The following is a 22180-nucleotide window of genomic DNA, read 5'->3' as shown; positions in this document are numbered from 1 at the left end:
GACGCGGCACTGTTTTTCAGGGAAGTAAAACATTGGGATTATTAAAAAAATCACGTATTACGCACGCACGTCCTAACGTACCTGCACTGGTTCAGGTGGCGGCGCTCGCCATTATTATGATCCGCTGCCTGGACGTGCTGATGATTCTGAATACCCTGGGCGTGCGCGGCATCGGTGAATTCATTCACCGCAGCGTGCAGACGTGGAATCTGACGCTGGTCTTTTTGAGCAGTCTGGTGCTGGTGTTTATCGAGATCTACTGCGCGTTTTCGCTGGTTAAAGGGCGCAACTGGGCGCGCTGGGTCTATATGCTGACGCAGATTACCGCGGCGAGCTATCTGTGGGCCGCCTCGCTGGGGTATGGCTACCCGGAGCTGTTCAGTATTGCCGGTGAGTCCAAACGCGAGATCCTGCGCGCGCTGTTTATGCAAAAACTCCCGGACATGCTGGTGCTCTTTCTTCTCTTCGTTCCGGCCTCCAGTCGGAGATTCTTCCGCCTGCAATAATGTGTATACACGTCATCCTTCAAGCCGTCTCTGCGTTGGCCGCGTCTGTTCACCCCAGTCACTTACTTGAGTAAGCTCCTGGGGATTCTCAGACTTGCCGCCTTGATACAACTTGAATGATTTTGTGTATATAATCGCAGCCCTCGTGATTTTTAAGGTTTTCATATGCAGTGCGCACTCTATGACGCCGGACGCTGCCGCTCCTGTCAGTGGATAGAACAGCCGGTCTCTCAACAACTCACCGCCAAAATGGCCGACCTGCAACAGCTGCTGGCAGAACACGCGGTGGGCGAGTGGTGCGCAGCCGTCAGCGGCCCTGAGCAGGGCTTTCGCAATAAAGCCAAAATGGTGGTCAGCGGCAGCGTAGAAAAACCGCTGCTGGGGATGCTGCACCGCGACGGCACGCCGGAAGACTTAACCGACTGCCCGCTCTATCCCGCTTCCTTTGCGCCGGTCTTTGCCGCACTCAAGCCGTTTATTGCCCGGGCGGGGTTAACGCCCTATAACGTGGCCCGTAAGCGTGGCGAGCTGAAATACCTTCTGCTGACCGAAAGCCAGAAAGACGGCGGCATGATGCTGCGCTTCGTGCTGCGCTCTGAAACCAAGCTGGCGCAGCTGCGCGCGGCGCTGCCGTGGCTGCAGGCGCAGCTTCCGCAGCTTAAGGTCATTACGGCGAACATTCAGCCGGTGCATATGGCGATCATGGAAGGGGAGAAAGAGGTTTTCTTCACCGACCAGCACGCGCTGGCGGAGAGCTTTAACGGCGTGCCGCTGTGGATCCGCCCGCAAAGCTTCTTCCAGACCAACCCGACCGTGGCAAGCAGCCTGTACGCTACCGCCCGCGACTGGGTGCGTGCGTTGAACGTTCACCACATGTGGGATCTGTTCTGCGGCGTGGGCGGGTTTGGTCTGCACTGCGCCACGCCGGAGATGCAGCTCACCGGGATTGAGATCTCTGCCGAAGCGATTGCCTGCGCGAAGCAGTCCGCCGCCGAACTGGGGTTAACGAATCTGCACTTCCAGGCGCTCGACTCCACGCAGTTCGCGACCGGCCAGGGCAACGTGCCGGAGCTGGTGCTGGTCAACCCGCCGCGGCGCGGCATCGGCAATGTGCTGTGCGACTACCTGAGCCAGATGGCGCCGGAATACATCATCTATTCCAGCTGCAACGCGCAGACCATGGCGAAAGACATTGCGCAACTACCGGGCTATCGCGTTGAACGCATTCAGCTTTTTGATATGTTCCCGCATACCGCGCATTATGAAGTGCTGACGTTGCTGGTGAAAACGCACTAATCCTCAACATCGCCCGGTGGCGCTGCGCTTACCGGGCCTACGATCCGGAGTAGGCCGGGTAAGGCGCAGCCGCCACCCGGCTTTGTTTGCTCAACCCAGGAATGCGACTCCCGCCTCTGTTTTAAGCCAGCGTGGCGCTTTCAACTGGTCGGCAAAATAGCCTGTCAGCTCAAAGAGCAGATCACCCATCACGCGGGCTGACTCCGGCGCAAGTACCCCCCCTATTAAGAGTTGCGTAATCTCCTCACAATAACGGCACAGTTGATCAGGCTCCGCGTTGAATGCAGGTTCTCTTTCTGGGAAAACGTCCACCGTTAATCGTTCATACAAATGCTGCGGCACAGGTTCCAGCAGCATCGGGCGGAGCAAGGCAAGACAGGTGGCGAGGCGGCCACAGAGCGCGATTTTTCTGGCAGGATCGGTTTCTTCAACCAGCGCTTCGCAGTAGCGCTGGCAGTTGTCGGCCAGATCGGTGAAATCGGTATTGTGATTAACAGGAAGTGTGAGAAGTGTGTCTGAAAAAGACGAGACGATCGACATATAAACATCCTCAGTATGTTGGTTTGTTACCTTCCAAATCTTCAACAAAATGTGAACTCTTCATCCCGGCGAAATCAGGTAAGCTTACGTCATAAGAAATGAATGAAGGCTTACCCATGAAGCAGATCCTGCTGGTGGAAGACGACCACGATATCGCGGCGCTTCTGCGACTCAATTTAGAAGACGAAGGCTACGCCATCACCCACGAGCCCGACGGGGGCAACGCCCTGCAGCGTCTTGAAGCCCAGACGTGGGATGCGGTGATCCTCGACCTGATGCTGCCCAACGTGGACGGTCTGGAGATTTGCCGCCGCATCCGTCAGATGACGCGCTACCTGCCGGTGATCATCATCAGCGCCCGCAGCAGCGAAACCGACCGCATCACCGGGCTGGAAACCGGCGCCGACGACTATCTGGCAAAACCGTTCTCCGTGCAGGAGCTGATTGCGCGTATCAAAGCACTGTTTCGTCGCCAGCAGGCGATGGGGCAGGCGCAAACCGACGGACACATTCAGGCGCACGGACTGACCATCGATCCGCTGGCGCGCAGCGTGCTGCTTCACGGCCAGGTGGTGGACCTCACCCCGCGCGAGTTCGAGCTGCTCTACTTCTTTGCCCGTCATCCCGGCGAGGTGTTCTCCCGTCTGGCGCTGCTGGAGCAGGTCTGGGGCTACCAGCACGAAGGCTACGAGCACACCGTCAACACCCATATCAACCGCCTGCGCATCAAGATAGAGAAGGACGCCGCCGAGCCGGAGATCATTCGCACCGTCTGGGGCAAGGGCTACAAATTTGCGGAGCCGCAGCATGATGCGTCGCTTTAGCCTGAGCCAGCGTCTGACGCTGCTCTTCATCCTGCTGATGATGCTCTGCGCCGCCGTCGCCTGCGCGGTACAGCTCTACAGCAGCATGCAGTACGGTAATGCAATGGTGCAGCGTTTGTCGGGTGGGCTGGCGCAGCAGATCGTCCAGCGCGAACCGATTCTTGACGCGCAGGGCCGGGTCGACCGCAGCGCGCTGAAACCGCTGTTTGGCCGGCTGATGACCTTCAATCCGAGCGTTGAGCTGTACGTCATCTCTCCTGACGGCGATATCCTCGCCGACGCCGCACCGCCGGGCCATATTCAGCGGCAAAAAATCGACCTGGCGCCGGTGCAGAGCTTCCTGAGCGGCACCGCCATGCCGGTACTGGGCGACGATCCGCGCAGTCAAAATCAAAAAGTCTTCAGCGCCACGCCGCTGCGGCAGGACGGCGAGCTAAAAGGCTATCTGTACATCATCTTGCAGGGCGAGGAGTCAAACGCTCTGGCGGAAATGGCCTGGCACAAGGCGCTGTGGAGTACCGTCCTGTGGTCACTGCTGTGGGTCGCGCTGTTTGGGCTGCTGGCAGGGCTGCTGGTCTGGTACTGGGTCACGCGTCCGGTCAAACAGCTGACGGTGGAGGTCGCCGGGCTGGAGCAGGACAGCATGAGCGCAATCAGGCTGCTGGCGGCACAGACGCCGGACGCGGCGGCAAAAGATGAAGTGGCGATCCTGCGCAACAGCTTTATCGAGCTGGCGCGCAAAATCACCCAACAGTGGGATCGGCTGGCCGACAGCGATCGCCAGCGTCGGGAGTTTATCGCTAATATTTCGCACGATCTCCGCACGCCGCTGACATCACTGCTGGGCTATCTCGAAACTCTGTCGCTCAAATCCGCCACCCTGACGCCGCAGGAACACCAGCAGTATCTCGCCACCGCGCTGCGTCAGGGGCAAAAAGTCCGGCATCTTTCGCAGCAGCTGTTTGAGCTGGCGCGCCTGGAGCACGGCGGCATTAAACCCCAGCGCGAGCGGTTCGCGATGGCGGAGCTGATTTCCGACGTGGCGCAGAAGTTTGAGCTCACGGCCCGCACGCGAGAGGTCAATCTCCATATTGACGTACCGGGGCCGCTGCCGATGGTAAACGCCGATGTGTCGATGATTGAACGCGTGGTGACCAACCTGCTGGATAACGCGATGCGCCATACGCCGGGCGGCGGAGAAATTCGCCTGGCGGTGTGGCAGGAAAATGAACAGCTGCAGGTCGAAGTGTCCGACAGCGGAACGGGCGTGGATGCCTCGCTGCGCGACGATCTGTTCCAGCGGCCGTCGGCGCTCAATACCCAGGCCTCGCGGGAGAATCGCGGCGGGTTGGGGCTATTAATCGTGAAACGGATGCTGGAGCTGCACGGGGGCGGGATCAGGCTAATGGAGTCGGTGAGCGGGGCACGGTTCAGGTTCTTTGTGCCGTTATGAGAGAGTGCCGGGCGGCGCTGCGCTTACCCGGCCTACAAATCCCCCCGTAGGCCGGGTAAGGCGAAGCCGTCACCCGGCAAAAGACATTACTGCGGGAACCACTGATCGCTGATTTTCTGGTACGTACCGTCCGCTTTAATCGCTTTCAGCGCACCGTTCAGTTTTTCCAGCAGGGCTTTGTTATCCGGACGTACCGCGATGCCGAGGCCCGTGCCGAAGTACTGCGGATCGGTCACTTTTTCCGTTGCGGTGCCCAACTGCGGGTTGGTATTGAGCCACTCGTTCACCACGGCGGTGTCGCCGAAGACGCCGTCGATACGGCCATTTTTCAGGTCGATAATCGCGTTCTGGTAGCTGTCATAGGCCACGGTCTTCACTTCAGGATGTTTGTCCTGCAGGTATTTCTGGTGCGTGGTGCCGTTTTCCATCCCGATGCGTTTGCCTTTCAGCTGATCGAAAGAGGTATACGCGCCTTTCTTCGCAATCACCACCGCCGAGTTGGCGTAGTACGGGTCGGTGAACGCCACCTGCTTGCTGCGCTCAGGCGTGATGTCCATCCCGGAGATCACCGCGTCGTATTTTTTGAACTTCAGCGACGGGATCAGGCTGTCAAAAGCATGGTTAGTAAAGGTGCAGTCGGCCTGCATCTGTTTGCACAGCGCTTTCGCCAGATCGATATCGAAACCGACGATCTGGTTGCTGGCATCCAGCGACTCAAACGGCGGATAGGTGGCGGACACGCCGAAATTGATTTTATCCGCAGCGGATGCGCCAGCGGCGAAGGTGGCGAGTAATGCGGCCAGAACTAACTTTTTCATTGTAATGCTCCCGTCTGTCTTATTGATGCGCCGTGTCTGCGGCCTGGATGTACAATGCCAGTTAATGAATTTATATGCAATAAAAATGATTAAGTATTATTTTAATCACAAAAAAAAGCGGATAACCCATCAGGTTACCCGCTCTATGAATACCGTTTTATGCATTCGCGTGGTTAATTTCTGCGCTCAAACGCCAGCGCTTTACGCTCAATCAGGCGCATCATCAGCGTCAGCAGACCGTTCACCACCAGATACACCACGCCCGCCGCGCCGAACACCATCACGTCATAGGTGCGTCCATACAGCAGCTGTCCGTGTCCCATCACTTCCATCAGGGTGATGGTGTAGGCCAGCGAGGTGCTTTTGAACACCAGCACCACTTCGTTGGAATAGGAGGAGAGCGCGCGCTTAAAGGCGTACGGCAGCAGGATTGCCAGCGTGTCTTTCTTGCTCATGCCCAGCGCCCCGCAGGACTGCCACTGGCCTTCCGGGATGGCGCGGATCGCCCCGTAGAACAGCTGGGTGGTATAGGCCGCGCTGTTCAGCGAAAGGGCAATCAGGGCACACAGCCACGGCTCAGAAAGCAGATGCCAGATAACCGGATACGCCTGCAGCGACGGGAACTGGCCCGGGCCGTAGTAAATCAGGAAGATCTGCACCAGCAGCGGCGTACCGGTAAACAGGGTGATGTACCCGCGCACAATCCACACCAGCACCGGCGTTTTCAGCGTCAGGATGATGGTGAAGATGAGCGCCAGGAGCAGCGCCACGATAATGGACGCCACGGTCAGCGTCAGGCTGGTGTGCAGCCCTTTCATCAACTCGGGAAAGTATTCAAGCATCAGCCTGGTCTCCGTTCAAAGCGCGTCGCTCGCAGGTCAATACGCTTGAGGATGTACTGACTGAGCAACGTGATCACCAGGTAGATCGCCGCCGCCACAATGTACCAGGTAAACGGCTCCTGGGTACGGGTGGCGATGCTTTTGGTTTGCAGCATTAAATCGTTAACGCTAATCAGGCTCACCAGCGCGGTATCTTTCAGCAGCACCAGCCACTGGTTGCCGAGCCCCGGCAGGGCATGACGCCACATCTGCGGCATCACCAGACGGAAAAAGATGGCGGATTTCGACAACCCTAACGCCTGACCCGACTCCCATTGTCCCTGCGGCACGGCTTTCAGCGCACCGCGCAGGGTTTGCGACGCGTACGCGGAGTAGAGCAGGGAGAGGGCAATCACGCCGCACAGGAACGGGCTGACGTCGAAGTTTTCAATCTGCATCTGCACAGGGATCTGCGCAAAGCCAAGATTGATCGTGAAGCCGTCAGACAGCGTCAGCAGCAGCTGTGAGGAGCCGAAATAGATAAACAGGACCACCAGAATTTCCGGTAGCCCACGCAGCACGGTGACCAGCGCGGAGCCTGTCCAGGCGACGGGGAACCATTTCGCGGATTCCCACACCGCAAAGAACATCGCCAGCACGAGGCCGATAATCAGTGCGCAAACGGCAAGGCCGACGGTCATCCCGGCGGCGCTTGCTAAAGGAAAAATTTCATTCATCAGGAATTACTTCTGGAACCATTTTTTGTAGATGGTTTCGTAGGTGCCGTCTTTCTTCACTTTTTCCAGCGCAGCGTTGAATTTCTGCTGCAGCTCAGTGTTGCCCTGACGAACGGCAATCCCCAGACCGGTACCGAAGTAATCCTTATCGGTCACTTTGTCGCCCACTGGCGCCAGCTTGTCGTTGGCTTTCAGCCACTCGGTCACCACCGCGGTATCACCAAATACGCCGTCGATACGGCCATTTTGCAGATCCAGCTTCGCGTTCTGGTAGCTGTCATACGGAACGGTGGTGATTTCCGGATGCTTATCCATGATGAATTTCTGGTGCGTGGTGCCGTTCTGCACGCCCACTTTCTTGCCTTTCAGCTGATCGACAGAGGTGAATTTACCTTTCTGACCAATGAACAGGGCGGAGTTGTCGTAGTAAGGGGTGGTGAACAGCACCTGCTTTTCACGCTCGGGGGTGATGTCCATACCGGCCATCACGGCGTCGATACGGCGGAACTTCAGGCTTGGGATCAGGCTGTCGAACGCCTGGTTGCTGAAGGTACAGGTTGCATCGATCTCTTTACACAGGGCGTTAGCCAGGTCCACGTCGAAGCCCACAATTTTGTTGTTCGCATCAATGGACTCAAACGGAGGGTAAGAGGCTTCCGTCGCGAAACGAATGGTCTGGGCTGCGGTAGCGGAAAGGGTAACGCCAGCAAGCAGCACGGCAAGTAATACTTTTTTCATTATATTTCCCCTGACACAATCAATGAGATAAATAGTTTTTGAAGGCATCGGTTTGCGGGTTAGCGAAGCAGCTCGCATCACCTTGCTCAACGATATACCCATTTTCCATGTAGACCACACGGCTGGCGGTTTTGCGCGCCACTTCCACTTCGTGGGTGACGATAACCTGCGTAATATTGGTTTCCGCCAGCTCGCGAATGATGCTCACGATCTGGGCGGTGATTTCCGGATCCAGCGCCGCCGTCGGTTCATCAAACAGCAGCACCGCAGGCTCCATCATCAGCGCACGGGCAATGGCCACGCGCTGTTGCTGACCACCGGACAGGTGCAGCGGGTAGCGGTCGCTGTAGGGCTTAAGGCGCAGACGCTCCAGCAGCTTTTCGGCACGCGCAATCGCCTGATCCTTGCTTAACCCCAGCACGCGGCACGGGGCTTCAATCAGGTTCTGCAGCACGGTCAGGTGCGGCCAGAGATTGTATTGCTGGAAGACCATGCCGACGTTTTGACGCAGTTCGCGAATCGCCTTATCAGACGGCGTCTTAGCGAAATCAAAATGGTTACCGGCAATCGCGAGCGTACCTGAACGGGGCATCTCAAGCAGATTAAGAACACGCAGAAGGGAGCTTTTACCTGCACCGCTTGGGCCAAGCAAAACCAGCGTTTCGCCTTCCGGGCAGTTTAGCGTGATGTCAAACAGCGCCTGGTGTGCGCCGTAGAAGCAGTTAATGCCGTTTAGTTTAATACTCATCGGGGCAGTCTTTACTCATCCAGGCAATCTATAGCAATTGAGGCCGCAGATAGTACCGTTGACAGAATAGTTATGCAATATTTCTGCGTTAAAAGTTAAATATAACCCGTATTTCCTCTTAAACATAGCACAAAATAGCGAACGGCAAGGTCGGCGAGTATAAATGTCGGCATTCCGCAAGAAATGCCGGACATTTTACGGGGGTAACATTTTTATCATTGATGAATCAGCGGTTCTCAATCGACTGGCGAAGCGTGCCTGCCGGGGCATGAACGCTGCCGCCCACGTAGCGTACGTCGTCCACCGCCCAACACTGTCCTTCACGGATCATCAGCACTTCGTCCTGCCAGGTTTGGGTGCCCTGCGTCAGCTTCACGCGCAGTGGAATATTACGGGCATCCGTGTTCGGGATGGTTGACGCGCTGGCCACTTCTGCGCTGTCCGGTAGCGTGGTGCGGCTGGAGAACGGATCGGATTTCAGCAGCGCGTTGTGCTGCGGATCGCGGGTGGCATCGTTAAGCAGTTTTGCCAGGCCATCGCTCAGATACGGGCGCAGGCCGGTAAGATCGTTGCTGCGGTGCTGGATGCGATAATCATAGAACTGCTGCGCCACGGTGTCCGGGCCGCCCTCAATGCAGGGGCCGCTGCGGGTACCAATATCCTTAAAGGCAGGCGTGACCGTGGTGGTACAGGCGCTGAGCACCAGCGCGCAGGGCACCAAAAGTGTTAAAGCTGAATAGCGCATGTTGATTTCCTTATTTATTAACTATCCTTTCAATCATAGCGTAACGAACCGATAATGCTGTGCCTAAGGCATTGAACGCTAAAGAAGGAGAGAAACCATGCAGTTTTCAACAACGCCAACCCTGGAAGGGCAGACAATTACCGAGTACTGCGGCGTGGTCACCGGCGAAGCGATTCTCGGTGCCAATATCTTCCGTGACTTTTTTGCCGGTATCCGCGATATCGTGGGTGGCCGCTCGGGTGCATACGAAAAAGAGCTGCGCAAAGCCCGCGAAATCGCCTTCAAAGAGCTCGGCGAGCAGGCGGAAGCCCTCGGCGCGGATGCGGTCGTGGGGATTGATATCGACTACGAAACGGTCGGTAAAGATGCCAGCATGCTGATGGTGAGCGTGAGCGGTACGGCGGTGAAAACCCTGCGATGACGCGTTTGTTTGCCACCTTCCTGCTGGCGCTGCTGCTGGCAGGATGCGTCACGGAAAAGGGGATCGTTGATAAAGGCGCCTACGAGCTGGATACGCGTCATCAGGCGCAGGCGGCTTACCCGCGCATCAAGGTGCTGGTGATCCACTACACCGCGGATGATTTTGACAGCTCGCTGGCCACGCTGACGGATAAAAACGTCAGCTCTCACTATTTGATCCCTGCCAGCCCCCCGGCGGCGGACGGCAAGCCGCGCATCTGGCAGCTGGTTCCCGAGAGCGAGCTGGCCTGGCATGCGGGCATCAGCTTCTGGCGCGGTACAAACCGCATCAACGATACCTCTGTCGGCATTGAGCTCGAGAACCGCGGCTGGCAAATGCGCGACGGCGTGAAAACGTTTACTCCGTTTGCCCCTGCGCAGATTGCGGCGCTGGTGCCGCTCGCCAAAGACATTATTACCCGCTACAACATAAGACCTGAAAATGTGGTGGCCCATTCGGATATCGCCCCGCAGCGTAAAGACGATCCCGGTCCGCTGTTTCCGTGGCAGCAGCTGGCTCAGCAGGGGATAGGTGCCTGGCCCGATCCTGCCCGCGTGGCGTTCTATATCAATGGACGGCCGCGCTATCAGGAGGTCGAACGAGAGGCGCTGCTCGATGTGCTGAAGCGCTATGGCTATGAGGTGCCGGACAACGCCACGGAACAGCAGCAGAAGAGGGTGATCTGCGCGTTTCAGATGCACTTCCGCCCCGCGCTGTGGAACGGTGTGGCTGACGTAGAAACCCTGGCCATCGCCGAGGCGCTTTTAGAGAAATACGGGCAGGGGTAGTCCTTCAGGACTGCCCCCTGACCAGGTCATATTACCTTATTTTCTATGAGATTAATCTTAAGTACATTCTCAATTCATTTTTAGTTAATTGACTTAAAAATACCCTCATTTAAGATAGACGTATAGCTTGCTAAGTAATAACAAAAAATAACACCTGCTTATTGCTCTTATTTCACTTCTTCCAGAAGTTTTTATCAGGATTATACGAATAGTTTGGTGGTTCCACCGTGGCCCCTTTTTATCTAAAATTAACATCTTAATTCGGGTATAACAATGTTAAGCATTTACGGCAGAAAATTGCGTCCGCATCATGAAATGGAAAACATTATTTCCGCAACAGAAGGATATGAAGAAAAAACGTTAAAGAAATGGCAAAAAATTACCACCGTCGACAATGAATTTATTCATGTTATCGTCAGCGGTGAAGTGGAATTTCGCCGCGAATCCGACGAGCTCTGCATGTTCACCCTGCAGGGGCAGTGCGTCTTTGGACTCTCTTCCATTTTTTATCATTCATCCCATATGTATGGCCTGGTCCGCTCGAATACCGTGGTGCGTTCGATTCCTAAAGACGCCTTTTCTCAGCTTATGACGGAGAAAGGCTTATGGCCTGAGCTTACCAAAGTGCTGGCCTGGTATATCTGCATGCTGAGCAAGCGTGATGACGTGCTGGTCGCCCGCAGCGCCTATTCTGTTGTGCGCGAGTTTTTGCTGGAGATTAATGAACTGATTGTCCATCATCAACGCGATATCAACGTTTATGATTATATTCAGGAATACACCAACCTGGCACGCAGCACCATTATCAAAATTCTCTCCGACCTGAAAAAAGGTCAATATATTGTGGTGGAAAAGGGTCGACTCCTTAACATCACCAACCTGCCTGAAAAATATTAACTATTCCAGCCGGTCTCCTTTTTCACTTAACGGAGACCGGGCATTTTCTTTATGTAATGTGCTGGCCTGAGCATTATCCTGCGTTTCGTCAACCGGCGGCGCGGGTATTTTTCCTTGCGAATAATCCTGCTCCTGTTCTTTTAACGCCTGCTTAAACAGCTCGGTTAATGAACCGTCATCACCGTCCGTGCGGGCGGGGGCTGCATCGTCGTGCGCTTGCGTGCCGGGGAGGGTATCCCGCGAGGTATCATGCGGCACCGTGCCGTCCGGCGCCTGCTGCCAGTCGGCGTCGTCGCTGTTAATCGGCAGATCCTGCATGGCAGGGACGTCGGCCTGCACCGGCGCGGGTTTCGGGTGCGGATGCGGGAACGGCTTACTCACATACACGTAGTGCATGTCGGAAAGCTGCGTTTCAGGCTTCGCCACGTGCACTTTTTTTACCGGCTCCGGCGCAGGGTGGCGCAGTTGCCAGTAAACGTGGGCGTACAGCCCCGCCATTAGCATGACGCAGAGGCTTACTATTCCTAACAAGGCGTTAGAAACGATCTTTCTCAGGCTGGGCATGCGGTACGAAAACCAGACCGCTTCCCCGGAAACGTAGCTGCGCTGAGCCGCAAGACAGATGGTAGACATTAGGAATGCTTCTCCTGCGTTTTCGCGTCCGGCGCGGCGTGGGTGGTCTGAAGCAGCACGCTCGGCGTGGTGTTGGTGTCACGCATTAACTGCATCAGCGTATCTTCCCCGGGAATGCCGTCGACGCGCAGATGCATTTTTTGCTGGAACTCGCGGGTGCGTTTCATCATCTCTGCCGTCCAGGTTTGCGCGTGGGTTACCGGTTCGGCAAGGGCCTGGCTCAGTTGCTGGTCAAGCCAGGCCAGCTCTTTACCGTCGCTGGCGGCGCTGATGGCGTCTTTGCCTTCCGGCGTCAGGCGGTGGAGCTGGGTATAGTTGCCGGTGGCATGCTGGTTAAACCAGTGACGGCTTACCTGCCAGGTGCGGTTGTTCATCAGCAGGTCAAGCGAGTTATCCCCGACGCGGGCGACCACGGCATAGTTAAGGTGGTTGCCGGTTTTCAGTTCACTCACCCACGGATACCCTTCCTGTGCCAGCGCATCCGGGGAAGCATTCCCCTGCTTACACATCAGGTTCACCTTCGCGGCGTTCTGGCACAGGGCATCCTCCGCCGAGGCGTCATACCCCCACATCAGATAGAGCTGATGCATCGCATCCGGCTGATTAACCACCTCGTTGTCGATAACCGGCACCACCGGCGCCTGGACTTTTGGCGTCTTCTGTTTCCAGCTGGCAGGCACCGGCAGTTGAATCGGAAGTCTTGCACCGATCGAAGAGGTCAAATACCAGCCGCAGGCGGCGAACAGCACGGAGGCGAATAGGCTCACGGTAGCCAGGCGCTTACCGTGTTTTTTCGCAGGCAGGATTTCACCTGCCGCCAGGCGCAAATGACGCGGGCTGACCTGGGCTGCACGTTCGGTCCAGGCGGCAAGCATCGACAGGTGCACCAGCTCGTTCAGCTTGCTGATATTCCCTTTAGTCAGGGCATGCATTTTACGCACCCGCGCCGGGGTTAACGGCGCGTGCTCACACCCGAGCGCTTCACACTGCGCCTGAACGTAGCTGAGAAACTCCCGGCAGGTAAGGGGACGCAGGGTGTGACAGGTATGCGCATATTCACGCAGTTCAGGCTGCTGCATCAGCGCGGTATCCCGATCCGCTGGCCCCATCAGCACGACGGACAGGCGAAACTCCAGCTCCTGCGCACGCGTCAGCAGCAGAGCCAGCACCTCCCGACAGGTTTCTTTCATGGCATCGGTATGGCTAATCACCAGCACTTTCGTCCTGCTTTTCCCTCCCTGCCACTGATGCAGGATGGTATCCACCGCCTGAAGGCGGTTTTTGCTCTCTTTCGTTCCCGGGTTGAGTTTATACAGCAGGCTACTGGCACTCAGTTTTGGAAACGCATTGATAGCAATAACGCCAGGGGAAGTGGATTTCAGGGCGTCGCTGAACTGGCCCAGCAGCGGGGCATCGTCAGCAAAGAGCCCAATAATCCCCGCCTGTTGGGTTTTCTCTTTCAGCAGGTTGAAAATATCCTGATGATACGGCACGAAGAAATCGCCCGAGGCGCGGGTGATTTTTCGAAAAGGCGGGTGATTAAATTTAAAATGACTCTGATACATAGCGACTTACCGTCTCTGGACATGAATAGCAATGGTCCGGAAAAGTACGGCAAGGCTGCATCATGGTCAATTTACGGACAGGGTAAAAATAACCTGTTAGCTACCTCTAACACCGCTCTTTTTGACGGTCAATCTTTTTCTTTATCAAAGTTAACGGCGAAGCAGGTGGTCGATTATCTGGCCGCTAATTACTATTTATGCCACATATTGGCGCAGCATGATGCTGCTTATTTTCGCTTTGCTAAAGGCCAGATGAATAATGAGGTTCTCACTTCTTTCACGGTGGATAACGCCCTGTATTATGTTTGTATTGCTGATTTTTTGCGGTCAGCAAGGCTACGTCATTTTTAAAGATTATAAAAAAGTGACGAATAAGCTGGCGAACGCAGCGGCGAAACCGCAAAAAAGACGTCAGGAAGAAAAGGATTTTTCACTTTTCACCGCCGCCGTGCGTCAGGATAGCCTGCCTGCGGCCGCGAAAGCCCCGCTCGCCGCCGAAATTGAGGGGATCGTCCGCAGCGACGATGCCTGGCTCTCCTTCGCCGTGATCAAAACGCCGGGGGGACAGAAGAGCTATCGCGAAGGCGAGGCGCTGACCGGTTTTAACGATGCCTTTATTCAGGAAATTAACAAAGACAATGTGGTGGTTAATTACGAAGGTGCTACGCAGGTACTGGCGTTAAATAAACCTGATTATTTTAAGGGCGGCGTAGACAGCGGTCCGGTAACCAAATCGACGAAAGATGCAGGTGCGGAAAGCGTGCATCTGGATGATTATCTGGTGTTAAAACCACTTATCGAAAAGGGCCAACTGGAAGGCTACAACATTAATCCAAGGAATGCCTCTGCCTTCTACAGCCATTCCGGGCTGGAAAAAGGCGATGTGGCGGTAAAAGTCAATTCTGTCGATATGACCGATGCAGCAAAGGCAAAAAATATTATTGCCAACTGGTCGAAAATGAAAGAAGCGGAGGTCGTCGTCAGACGTCACGCTCACCTTGAAAATATTCGGGTCAATGTTCTAAACAATTAACAAGTGTACAGACATGAAGAAATTTCCTTGGGCGTGCGTGGCGCTGACCGCATTGTCGTTATATTCCAGTTCGCTGCTTGCAGCTAACTTTAGCGCCAGCTTTAAAAATACCGATATCCGCGAGTTTATTGATACGGTAGGCCGCAATCTGAACAAAACCATTCTGGTCGATCCGTCCGTTCAGGGCACGGTGTCGGTCAGAACCTATAACGTGCTGACGGAAGATGAGTATTACCAGTTCTTTCTGAGCGTGCTGGACCTGTACGGCCTGTCGGTGATCCCGATGGATAACGGCATGGTCAAGGTGGTGCGCTCAAGCATTGCCCGCACCGCCGGTGCGCCGCTGGCCGACGGTAAAAATCCGGGCAAAGGCGACGAAATCATCACCCGCGTCGTGCGCATGGAAAACGTGCCGGTGCGCGAGCTGGCCCCGCTGCTGCGCCAGCTCAACGATGCCACTGGCATCGGGAACGTGGTGCACTTCGAGCCGTCCAACGTGCTGCTGTTGACCGGTAAAGCCTCGGTGGTCAATCGCCTGGTGGATCTGGTTCAGCGCGTGGACAAAGACGGTATTCAGCGCCGCGAGATTGTGCCGCTGCGCTTTGCGTCCGCTAAAGAGCTCTCCGACATGTTGAATAACCTCAACAATGAAGAGCAGAAGGGGCAGAACGCGCCGCAGCTGGCCACCAAAGTGGTGGCAGATGACGAAACCAACAGCCTGGTGATCAGCGGCTCGGAAGACGCGCGCATGCGTACCCGCTCCCTGATCCATCAGCTGGATCGCGAGCAAAATAACGAGGGGAATACCCGCGTCTTCTATCTCAAGTATGCCAGCGCCACCAAGGTGGTTCCGGTCCTGACCGGCATTGGCGAGCAGCTGAAGGATAAGGCGGGCGCGCCGAAGTCGAAAGCCGCGCCTGCGTCCAGCGATCTGAACATTACCGCCGACGAGGCAACCAACTCGCTGGTGATTACCGCCCAGCCTAACGTGATGAACTCTCTGGAGAAGGTGATCGACAAGCTCGACATCCGTCGTCCACAGGTGCTGGTGGAAGCCATCATCGCGGAAGTGCAGGACGGTAACGGCCTGGATCTCGGCGTGCAGTGGACCAGCAAGCACGGCGGCGTACAGTTCGGCTCAACCGGCCTGCCTATCAGCCAGATTAAAAACGGCACCATGAAGGGGGCGAGCTTCACTGGCCTGGCGACCGGCTTCTTTAACGGCGATTTCGGTGCCCTGATGACCGCGCTCTCCACCGACGGCAAGAACGACATTCTCTCCACCCCAAGCGTGGTCACGCTGGATAACAAAGAAGCGTCGTTCAACGTCGGGCAGGATGTGCCGGTGCTCTCCGGCTCGCAGACCACCAGCGGCGACAACGTCTTTAACTCCGTTGAGCGTAAGACGGTCGGTACCAAGCTGAAAATTGTGCCGCAGATCAACGATGGCGACATGATCCACCTGAAGATTGAGCAGGAAGTTTCCAGCGTCGACAACAGCGCGACGGAGGACGCCAGCCTCGGCCCAACCTTCAACACCCGCACCATCAACAACGAAGTGATGGTACACAGCGGCCAGACGGTGGTGCTTGGCGGCCTGATGGAAAACGTCACCAAGCAGTCGGTTTCCAAAGTGCCGCTGCTCGGCCAGCTGTTCCGCTACACCTCGCAGGATACCTCGAAGCGCAATCTGATGGTGTTTATCCATACCACCGTCCTGCGCGACGACGATAACTTCAGCGCGGCGTCGAAAGAGAAATATGACCAGATCCGCGCCCGCCAGCAGCAGCGCGTGGAGGAGAAGAAGCTCGGTATTATTGAACCGTCCGACAGCGCGGTGCTGCCAGCCTTCCCGTCGGCCAGCGCCGCGCCGGCCACAACCCGCGCCAGCACGTCGCGCAATCCGTTTAAAAACTAAGGCGGAGGGCGCAACGTGGATGAACTGAGTAAAACGCTCTGCAGCAGCAGTTACGCAAAGGATAACGGCGTCCTGTTTTACAACAACGACGTCTACATTCGCGAGGATGCTCCCGCGTTTGCCCTGCTGGAGATGCGCCGGGTACTGGGACGCCCCTTCGAGCCGACGATCCTCGCCCCTGAGGCCTTTGAGGAGATGCTGGCCAAAATCTGGCAGCAGAGCAGCGGCGTCTCCCAGCAACTGGTGGACGATATGGACGCGGATATCGACCTGATGGCGTTAACCGAGGAGATCCCGGATAACGAAGATCTGCTCGATAACGACGAAAACTCGCCGGTGATCCGCCTGATCAACGCCATTCTCGGCGAGGCGGTGAAGGACGGCGCGTCGGATATTCACATTGAAACGTTCGAACGCACGCTGAGCATTCGCTTCCGCGTTGACGGCGTGCTGCGCCCGGTTCTCCAGCCCGCGCGCAAGCTCGCGCCGCTGTTGGTATCGCGCATCAAAGTCATGTCAAAACTCGACATCGCCGAAAAACGTCTGCCGCAGGATGGCCGTATCTCCCTGCGCATTGGCCGCAAGGCGATCGACGTGCGCGTCTCGACCATTCCGTCCCAGTACGGCGAGCGCGTGGTGATGCGCCTGCTCGATAAAAGTAACCTCAAGCCCGACATCAACAAGCTGGGCCTGATTGATGAAGAGCTGGAGAAGTTAAAAGGGCTGATTGACCGCCCGCACGGCATCATCCTGGTCACCGGGCCCACGGGCTCCGGGAAAAGTACCACCCTGTACGCCATTCTCTCGGCGCTGAACGGCCATGAACGCAACATTCTGACCGTCGAAGACCCAATTGAATACGAGCTGGAAGGGGTGGGGCAGACCCAGGTGAACCCGCGCGTGGACATGACCTTTGCCCGCGGGCTGCGCGCCATCCTGCGTCAGGACCCGGACGTGGTGATGATCGGGGAGATTCGCGACGGCGAAACCGCGCAAATTGCGGTGCAGGCCTCGCTCACCGGTCACCTGGTCATGTCTACGCTGCACACCAACAGCGCCGCCGGGGCTATCACCCGTCTGCGGGATATGGGGCTGGAGTCGTTTTTAATCGGTTCATCGTTGCTCGGTGTCATTGCCCAGCGTCTGGTGCGTCGGCTGTGTACGCACTGCCGCACCACCAGTCCGCTGGACGCCAATGAAAAAGCGCTGTTCAGCTTCATGGCGACGCCGCCGAAAGCGATCTATCGCGCGGTGGGCTGCGAGCATTGCCGCCAGAGCGGCTATCAGGGGCGTGCGGGCATTCATGAATTCCTGGTGGTGGACACCGCCATGCGTCGCGCCATCCATGAAGATAAAGATGAGATGTCCATCGAAACGCAGCTCTTTAAGCAGGCCTACAGCCTGCGCGAAAACGGGCTGCTGAAGGTGATTAGCGGCGTCACCTCTCTGGAAGAGGTGATGCGCGTCACCGCCGAGCGTGGAGGGGATGAGTAATGGCCCTCTACGCATGGACGGCAACGGATGCGGCGGGCAAAACCCGACGCGGCACGCTGCAGGCCGAAGGGCAAAAGCAGGTTCGCCAGACGTTACGTGAGCAAAAGCTGATGCCCGTCAGCATCTCCGAAACGAGCGAGGCGGCGTCCGGGAAAGCGAAAACCGGGGCGAAGCTCTCCACGCCGGTGCTGTCGATGTTTACCCGTCAGCTCTCCACGCTGGTCAACGCCGCTCTGCCGCTGGAGAGCGCGCTGAAGGCGATCTCGAAGCAGACGGAGGACAAAAAGCTGGCGGCGATGGTGGTGGAGATCCGCGAGAAGGTGGTGGAAGGGCATACGCTGTTCGACGCCTTCAGCCAGTTCCCGCGCACCTTCGACAAGCTGTACTGCACGCTGGTGATGGCCGGTGAAAAAACCGGCCACCTCGGCGACGTGCTGGAGAAGCTGGCGGAGTACAACGAGCAGCGCCAGAAGATGAAGAGCAAGCTGACGCAGGCGATGGTCTACCCGATCACCCTGACGGTGGTGGCCATCGCGGTCATTAGCATTCTGCTGGTGGCGGTGGTGCCGCAGGTGATCGAGCAGTTCACCCACATGAAGCAGCAGCTGCCGATCACCACCCGCACGCTGATTGCGGTGAGCGATTTCCTGCAGGCGTACGGCATCTATATTGTCGGGATCCTGGCCGGTGGGGTTATCGGCTTTAAGACCTGGCTCAGAAACGCTAAAAACCGCTTTCGCTGGCACAGCTGGCTGGTGAACGGCTCGCCGATTAAAAAGCTGGTGTGCGCCATCAACAGCGCCCGCTATATCCGCACGCTCAGCATCCTGCAGGCGAGCAGCGTGCCGCTGCTCGAAGGGATGTATATCGCGATGGACGGTATCGAAAACCTCTACGCCCGGCAGGTGCTGGAGCAGGCGGCGGATACCGTGCGCCAGGGGGCATCGCTCTATGCCGCGCTGGAGCAGGCGAAATTATTCCCGCCCACCATGCTGTACATGATTGCCTCCGGTGAAGAGAGCGGCGAATTAGGCAACTTAATGGACCGCGCGGCGGAAAACCAGGAGTCGGCGCTACAGCATCGTATTACGTTAACGCTGTCGGTATTTGAACCGGCGCTGGTGGTCTCCATGGCGACGATTGTTTTATTCATCGTGCTGTCAATATTACAGCCGCTTCTGCAACTTAATAATATGGTAGGTTAAATCATGGCTATAAAAACAAAACATCTGGCTCGCCAGGCGGGGTTCACCTTGCTCGAATTAATGGTGGTGATCGTTATTCTCGGCGTTTTAGCGAGTATGGTGGTGCCAAATTTAATGGGTAATAAAGAAAAAGCGGACGCGCAAAAGGCGACCAGCGATATTGTTGCGCTCGAAGGCTCGCTGGATATGTATAAGCTCGATAACCACCGCTACCCGACCACCGAGCAGGGCCTTCAGGCGCTGGTGACCAAACCTGAGATCGCGCCCATTCCCAACGGCTACCGCGCCGACGGCTATATTCGCCGCCTGCCGCAGGACCCGTGGGGTAACGATTATCTGCTCGTCAGCCCGGGTGAACACGGCGCCGTAGACGTCTTCTCTGCCGGTCCTGATGGCGAAGCCAATACCGCAGACGATATTACGAACTGGTCTCTGGATAAGAAAGAGAAATAATGAAAAGTCAACGCGGCTTTACGTTGCTGGAAATTATTCTGGCGCTGGTGATATTTGCCAGTTGCGCCATGATGGTTGTATCAACAATACCCTCACGCAGCGGTGCGGATATATTTGGTCAGCAATTAAAAGCCCTCGTTGATTATGGTTCAGACCGCGCGGTAATGGACGGAAATATTGTCGGGCTGGTCATCACTACCGATAACTATCAGCTGGTCACGCTCGACGATAAAAACGGCGAACGTCGCTGGGTGCCATTATCCGCAGGCCGTATTACCACGAAGGGCGATTTCCCGGAAGAGATGCACGTATCGCTTTCGCCTCAGCGTCTGGCGGCGACCGTCGAGGCCGACCCCCAGATCCTCTTTCTGCCGGACGGCGAGATTGGCCGTTTTACGCTGACGCTGCAAAGTTACGACAAACAGCATCACTTCCGCGTGGTGTCGCAGGGCGCTGCCCCGGTATCGGTAGAAAACGATGACTAAAGGCAAGGTTAAGCAAAAGGGGATGACGCTCCTGGAGGTGATGGTGGCGCTGGTCATTTTCTCCACCGCCGCGCTGGCGCTGATGAATTCCGTCTCCCTGAACGTGCGCTTCACCCACGGGCTGGCCGACACGCTGCAGGCCAGCTGGGTTGCGGAAAATCAGCTGGCAGAAGCCCAGCTTGGTAAAGCCGATTTTCCCGATGCCGAGGAGCAGGGGACGGAAATTATGGGGGGACGCAGCTGGTACTGGCACAAGCAGCGGGTGAAAACCGCCAATAGCGGCTGGGCCAATGCCATCCGCGTTTACGCCGAAGGCGATGAAAGCCAGCCGGTCATTTCGCTTCAGATTATCGGGCCGGGAGAAGAGAGCAAGTGAAGACGATCCGACGCCAGCGCGGTTTTACCCTGCTGGAGATCATGATTGCGCTGACCATCTTCGCGGTCATCAGCACCCTGGCCTGGCAAATTCTGGACGGCGCGATGCGCACCAGTTCAGCCACGGATGCCAGTGCGGCAAAGCTCAACCAGCTTCAGCGTGCCTGGAGCCTGATGGAGCGCGATTTTTTCCAGCTGCAGGCGCGGGCGCCGCGCAACGAGCCGGATCTGTTTTTGCAGGATGGCGATGCGGTTGAATTCACCACGCTGAACGGCGTGAGCGGCACGGTCCAGCTGGAGCGCGTGCGCTGGCGGCTGGAAGAGGGGCGCCTGTATCGCGACGTCTGGCCGGTGATTGACAGCCCGGCAGACGTCAAACCCGATGAAGTGCCGATTGTCAGCGAGGTGAAATCGATGCAGTGGCGGTTTTATCGCCAGGGCTGGCAAAAAAGCTGGGGTGAGTCCGCCCATCTGCCAGACGGCGTGGAGCTCACGCTGACCATGGAAAATGGTGAGACCTGGCGCTGGGTGTTTACCACGCCGGGAGACATGCCGGAAGCGGCGGCACCAGCGGCTGAAAATGCACCCGCCCCGCAACCTGCGCCTGCGCCGGACGTGAAGCCATGAGCCGGATACATCAACAACGCGGCGTTGCCCTGCTGGTTGTGCTGATCCTGTTGGTCATGATGTCGGCCCTGGCGGCCAAAATCAGCCAGCAGTTCTGCCGTAATTTGCAGAAAACCCACTATCAGATGAGCCAGCAGCAGCTGCGCTGGGCAATGCAGGCGCAGGAAAAGGTGGTGAAAGATCGCCTGCAGAGCGACGCCAGCGGCGAGAGCAAACCGCTCGACCCGGAGGGCGACTGGCACCAGCCGCTGGAGACTCAGGGTGAAGACTATACGGTGGTCAGTCAGGTCGAGGACGCGCAGGACTGCTTCAACGTCAATAACCTGCTGGCCGCAGACAAAGTGGCTCAGGATCAAACTGCGTCAGCCGTGCCGGAAAAGCCGCGAAAAGAGAAGATTGTCGAGCAGATCCTGACGGACGGCGGCGTCAGCCAGACGACGGCGGAAGAGGTCTATCAGCAACTGATGGATTATCTCGACGGCGACACCACAACGGTGAAAGAGGGCGCGGAGACGGACGCCTGGGCTGGCGTGGTGCCGGCGCGTCAGCCAGCGAATCAGATGATGCGCACCCTTGCCGAGATAAAGCTGCTGCCGGCGTTTCCTGCTGCGGCGTACCCGAAGGTGAGCAAGCTGTTATGCGCGCTGCCGGACTCCGCCAGCAAGGTGGATGTCAATACCCTGACGCCGGAGCAGGCTCCCTTACTGGCAGCCCTGTTCCCGGGAAAACTGACCGCGGACGATGCCGTTCGCCTGATTGCGTCGCGGCCGGAGACCGGCTGGGAAAGTATGGAAGTCTTCAGCAAAGCGCTGGAACAGGCCTTCCCGCAGCTGAAGGACGATCTCCCGCAGGTGGCTGAGGTTCTCTCCATCAACAGCCGGTATTTCCGCGTCAACTATACCGGCAATACCGATGAGTTAACGCTTCGCGTGGTGAGCCAGCTTCAGGTGAATAACGAAGCCGGTGAAATTGTGACGTGGCAACGTCGTTACCGAATGATTGAATAAGAAAAGTAGAACGT

Annotated in this window: 26 protein-coding genes; 17 read left to right on the top strand and 9 right to left on the bottom strand. The window is 56.9% G+C overall.

What is annotated here, in order from left to right; all coding sequences use genetic code 11:
• The first annotated feature begins 32 nt into the window (after positions 1-32).
• The gene (locus tag BFG58_RS07340) at positions 33-506 is read left to right on the top strand and encodes a YbjO family protein (RefSeq protein ID WP_045908434.1); all 474 of its coding nucleotides are present in this window, start codon (positions 33-35) and stop codon (positions 504-506) included.
• 165 nt (positions 507-671) lie between these two features.
• On the top strand, positions 672-1802 hold the full coding sequence (gene rlmC / locus BFG58_RS07335; protein WP_069719542.1) for a 23S rRNA (uracil(747)-C(5))-methyltransferase RlmC: 1131 nt from the start codon (positions 672-674) through the stop codon (positions 1800-1802).
• 90 nt (positions 1803-1892) lie between these two features.
• On the opposite strand, the gene BFG58_RS07330 is transcribed toward rlmC, so the two are convergent.
• A complete protein-coding gene (locus BFG58_RS07330) occupies positions 1893-2342 on the bottom strand; it encodes a hypothetical protein (RefSeq protein WP_069719541.1) in 450 nt (149 codons plus the stop codon).
• 116 nt (positions 2343-2458) lie between these two features.
• Here BFG58_RS07330 and BFG58_RS07325 point away from each other — a divergent pair, with 116 nt between their 5' ends.
• Both BFG58_RS07325 and BFG58_RS07320 read left to right on the top strand, forming a co-directional pair.
• Positions 2459-3166 (top strand): response regulator transcription factor, encoded by a 708-nt coding sequence (locus BFG58_RS07325; protein ID WP_025912904.1) that lies wholly within the window; start codon positions 2459-2461, stop codon positions 3164-3166.
• A complete protein-coding gene (locus BFG58_RS07320; protein ID WP_045908431.1) occupies positions 3150-4619 on the top strand; it encodes an ATP-binding protein in 1470 nt (489 codons plus the stop codon). Before BFG58_RS07325 ends, BFG58_RS07320 begins: the two co-directional genes overlap by 17 nt.
• An 86-nt stretch (positions 4620-4705) precedes the next feature.
• Here BFG58_RS07320 and artJ read toward each other — a convergent pair whose 3' ends face one another.
• The 6 genes from artJ to BFG58_RS07290 form a co-directional block, all read right to left on the bottom strand.
• The gene (artJ, locus tag BFG58_RS07315; protein ID WP_069719540.1) at positions 4706-5437 is read right to left on the bottom strand and encodes an arginine ABC transporter substrate-binding protein ArtJ; all 732 of its coding nucleotides are present in this window, start codon (positions 5435-5437) and stop codon (positions 4706-4708) included.
• Positions 5438-5610: 173 nt separating this feature from the next.
• Positions 5611-6279: an arginine ABC transporter permease ArtM gene (gene artM, locus BFG58_RS07310; RefSeq protein WP_048222241.1), complete on the bottom strand. Its 669-nt coding sequence runs from the start codon at positions 6277-6279 to the stop codon at positions 5611-5613.
• A complete protein-coding gene (artQ, locus tag BFG58_RS07305; RefSeq protein ID WP_023310941.1) occupies positions 6279-6995 on the bottom strand; it encodes an arginine ABC transporter permease ArtQ in 717 nt (238 codons plus the stop codon). The genes artM and artQ overlap by 1 nt, the downstream gene beginning before the upstream one ends.
• Before the next feature lie 6 nt (positions 6996-7001).
• Positions 7002-7733: an arginine ABC transporter substrate-binding protein ArtI gene (gene artI / locus BFG58_RS07300; RefSeq protein WP_008500032.1), complete on the bottom strand. Its 732-nt coding sequence runs from the start codon at positions 7731-7733 to the stop codon at positions 7002-7004.
• Between the two features lie 19 nt (positions 7734-7752).
• Positions 7753-8481 (bottom strand): arginine ABC transporter ATP-binding protein ArtP, encoded by a 729-nt coding sequence (artP, locus tag BFG58_RS07295; RefSeq protein ID WP_008500030.1) that lies wholly within the window; start codon positions 8479-8481, stop codon positions 7753-7755.
• Positions 8482-8707: 226 nt separating this feature from the next.
• Positions 8708-9226 (bottom strand): lipoprotein, encoded by a 519-nt coding sequence (locus tag BFG58_RS07290; RefSeq protein WP_023335076.1) that lies wholly within the window; start codon positions 9224-9226, stop codon positions 8708-8710.
• 97 nt (positions 9227-9323) lie between these two features.
• On the opposite strand from BFG58_RS07290, the gene BFG58_RS07285 reads away from it, so the two are divergent.
• The 3 genes from BFG58_RS07285 to BFG58_RS07275 all read left to right on the top strand — a co-directional run bounded on the left by BFG58_RS07285 (position 9324) and on the right by BFG58_RS07275 (position 11371).
• A complete protein-coding gene (locus tag BFG58_RS07285) occupies positions 9324-9647 on the top strand; it encodes a heavy metal-binding domain-containing protein (RefSeq protein ID WP_023310944.1) in 324 nt (107 codons plus the stop codon).
• Positions 9644-10474 (top strand): N-acetylmuramoyl-L-alanine amidase, encoded by an 831-nt coding sequence (locus BFG58_RS07280; RefSeq protein ID WP_069719539.1) that lies wholly within the window; start codon positions 9644-9646, stop codon positions 10472-10474. Before BFG58_RS07285 ends, BFG58_RS07280 begins: the two co-directional genes overlap by 4 nt.
• A gap of 273 nt (positions 10475-10747) precedes the next feature.
• Positions 10748-11371 (top strand): helix-turn-helix domain-containing protein, encoded by a 624-nt coding sequence (locus BFG58_RS07275; protein ID WP_045908427.1) that lies wholly within the window; start codon positions 10748-10750, stop codon positions 11369-11371.
• Here BFG58_RS07275 and BFG58_RS07270 read toward each other — a convergent pair whose 3' ends face one another.
• Both BFG58_RS07270 and BFG58_RS07265 read right to left on the bottom strand, forming a co-directional pair.
• A complete protein-coding gene (locus BFG58_RS07270) occupies positions 11372-12004 on the bottom strand; it encodes a hypothetical protein (protein WP_069719538.1) in 633 nt (210 codons plus the stop codon).
• The gene (locus tag BFG58_RS07265; protein WP_069719537.1) at positions 12004-13569 is read right to left on the bottom strand and encodes an ExeA family protein; all 1566 of its coding nucleotides are present in this window, start codon (positions 13567-13569) and stop codon (positions 12004-12006) included. Before BFG58_RS07265 ends, BFG58_RS07270 begins: the two co-directional genes overlap by 1 nt.
• Positions 13570-13590: 21 nt before the next feature.
• Between BFG58_RS07265 and BFG58_RS23750 the strand changes: the two genes are divergently transcribed.
• From BFG58_RS23750 to gspK, 10 genes are read left to right on the top strand one after another with little or no spacing between them, the layout of a single operon-like run.
• On the top strand, positions 13591-13920 hold the full coding sequence (locus BFG58_RS23750; RefSeq protein ID WP_126534830.1) for a hypothetical protein: 330 nt from the start codon (positions 13591-13593) through the stop codon (positions 13918-13920).
• Positions 13871-14602, top strand: coding sequence for a type II secretion system protein GspC (gene gspC, locus BFG58_RS07260; RefSeq protein ID WP_069719536.1), 732 nt, complete (start codon positions 13871-13873; stop codon positions 14600-14602). The genes BFG58_RS23750 and gspC overlap by 50 nt, the downstream gene beginning before the upstream one ends.
• Positions 14603-14615: 13 nt before the next feature.
• Positions 14616-16520 (top strand): type II secretion system secretin GspD, encoded by a 1905-nt coding sequence (gspD, locus tag BFG58_RS07255; protein WP_069719535.1) that lies wholly within the window; start codon positions 14616-14618, stop codon positions 16518-16520.
• 15 nt (positions 16521-16535) lie between these two features.
• On the top strand, positions 16536-18014 hold the full coding sequence (gene gspE, locus BFG58_RS07250) for a type II secretion system ATPase GspE (RefSeq protein WP_048222252.1): 1479 nt from the start codon (positions 16536-16538) through the stop codon (positions 18012-18014).
• Positions 18014-19219 carry a type II secretion system inner membrane protein GspF gene (gene gspF, locus BFG58_RS07245; RefSeq protein WP_069719534.1) on the top strand — a complete coding sequence of 402 codons (1206 nt, stop codon included), beginning with the start codon at positions 18014-18016 and terminating at the stop codon, positions 19217-19219. The genes gspE and gspF overlap by 1 nt, the downstream gene beginning before the upstream one ends.
• Before the next feature lie 3 nt (positions 19220-19222).
• Positions 19223-19672 carry a type II secretion system major pseudopilin GspG gene (gspG, locus tag BFG58_RS07240; RefSeq protein ID WP_069719533.1) on the top strand — a complete coding sequence of 150 codons (450 nt, stop codon included), beginning with the start codon at positions 19223-19225 and terminating at the stop codon, positions 19670-19672.
• On the top strand, positions 19672-20157 hold the full coding sequence (gspH, locus tag BFG58_RS07235; protein WP_069719532.1) for a type II secretion system minor pseudopilin GspH: 486 nt from the start codon (positions 19672-19674) through the stop codon (positions 20155-20157). Before gspG ends, gspH begins: the two co-directional genes overlap by 1 nt.
• On the top strand, positions 20150-20533 hold the full coding sequence (gene gspI / locus BFG58_RS07230) for a type II secretion system minor pseudopilin GspI (protein ID WP_069719531.1): 384 nt from the start codon (positions 20150-20152) through the stop codon (positions 20531-20533). The genes gspH and gspI overlap by 8 nt, the downstream gene beginning before the upstream one ends.
• The gene (gene gspJ, locus BFG58_RS07225) at positions 20530-21159 is read left to right on the top strand and encodes a type II secretion system minor pseudopilin GspJ (RefSeq protein ID WP_069719530.1); all 630 of its coding nucleotides are present in this window, start codon (positions 20530-20532) and stop codon (positions 21157-21159) included. The genes gspI and gspJ overlap by 4 nt, the downstream gene beginning before the upstream one ends.
• Positions 21156-22166: a type II secretion system minor pseudopilin GspK gene (gspK, locus tag BFG58_RS07220; RefSeq protein ID WP_069719529.1), complete on the top strand. Its 1011-nt coding sequence runs from the start codon at positions 21156-21158 to the stop codon at positions 22164-22166. The genes gspJ and gspK overlap by 4 nt, the downstream gene beginning before the upstream one ends.
• The last annotated feature ends 14 nt before the right edge of the window (positions 22167-22180 follow it).

Source organism: Enterobacter sp. ku-bf2, from assembly GCF_001742765.1.
In the GTDB taxonomy this organism is placed as follows: domain Bacteria; phylum Pseudomonadota; class Gammaproteobacteria; order Enterobacterales; family Enterobacteriaceae; genus Enterobacter; species Enterobacter quasiroggenkampii.
The sequence above is the reverse complement of the archived record's forward strand: the minus strand, read 5'-3'. Positions and strand labels throughout refer to the sequence as shown.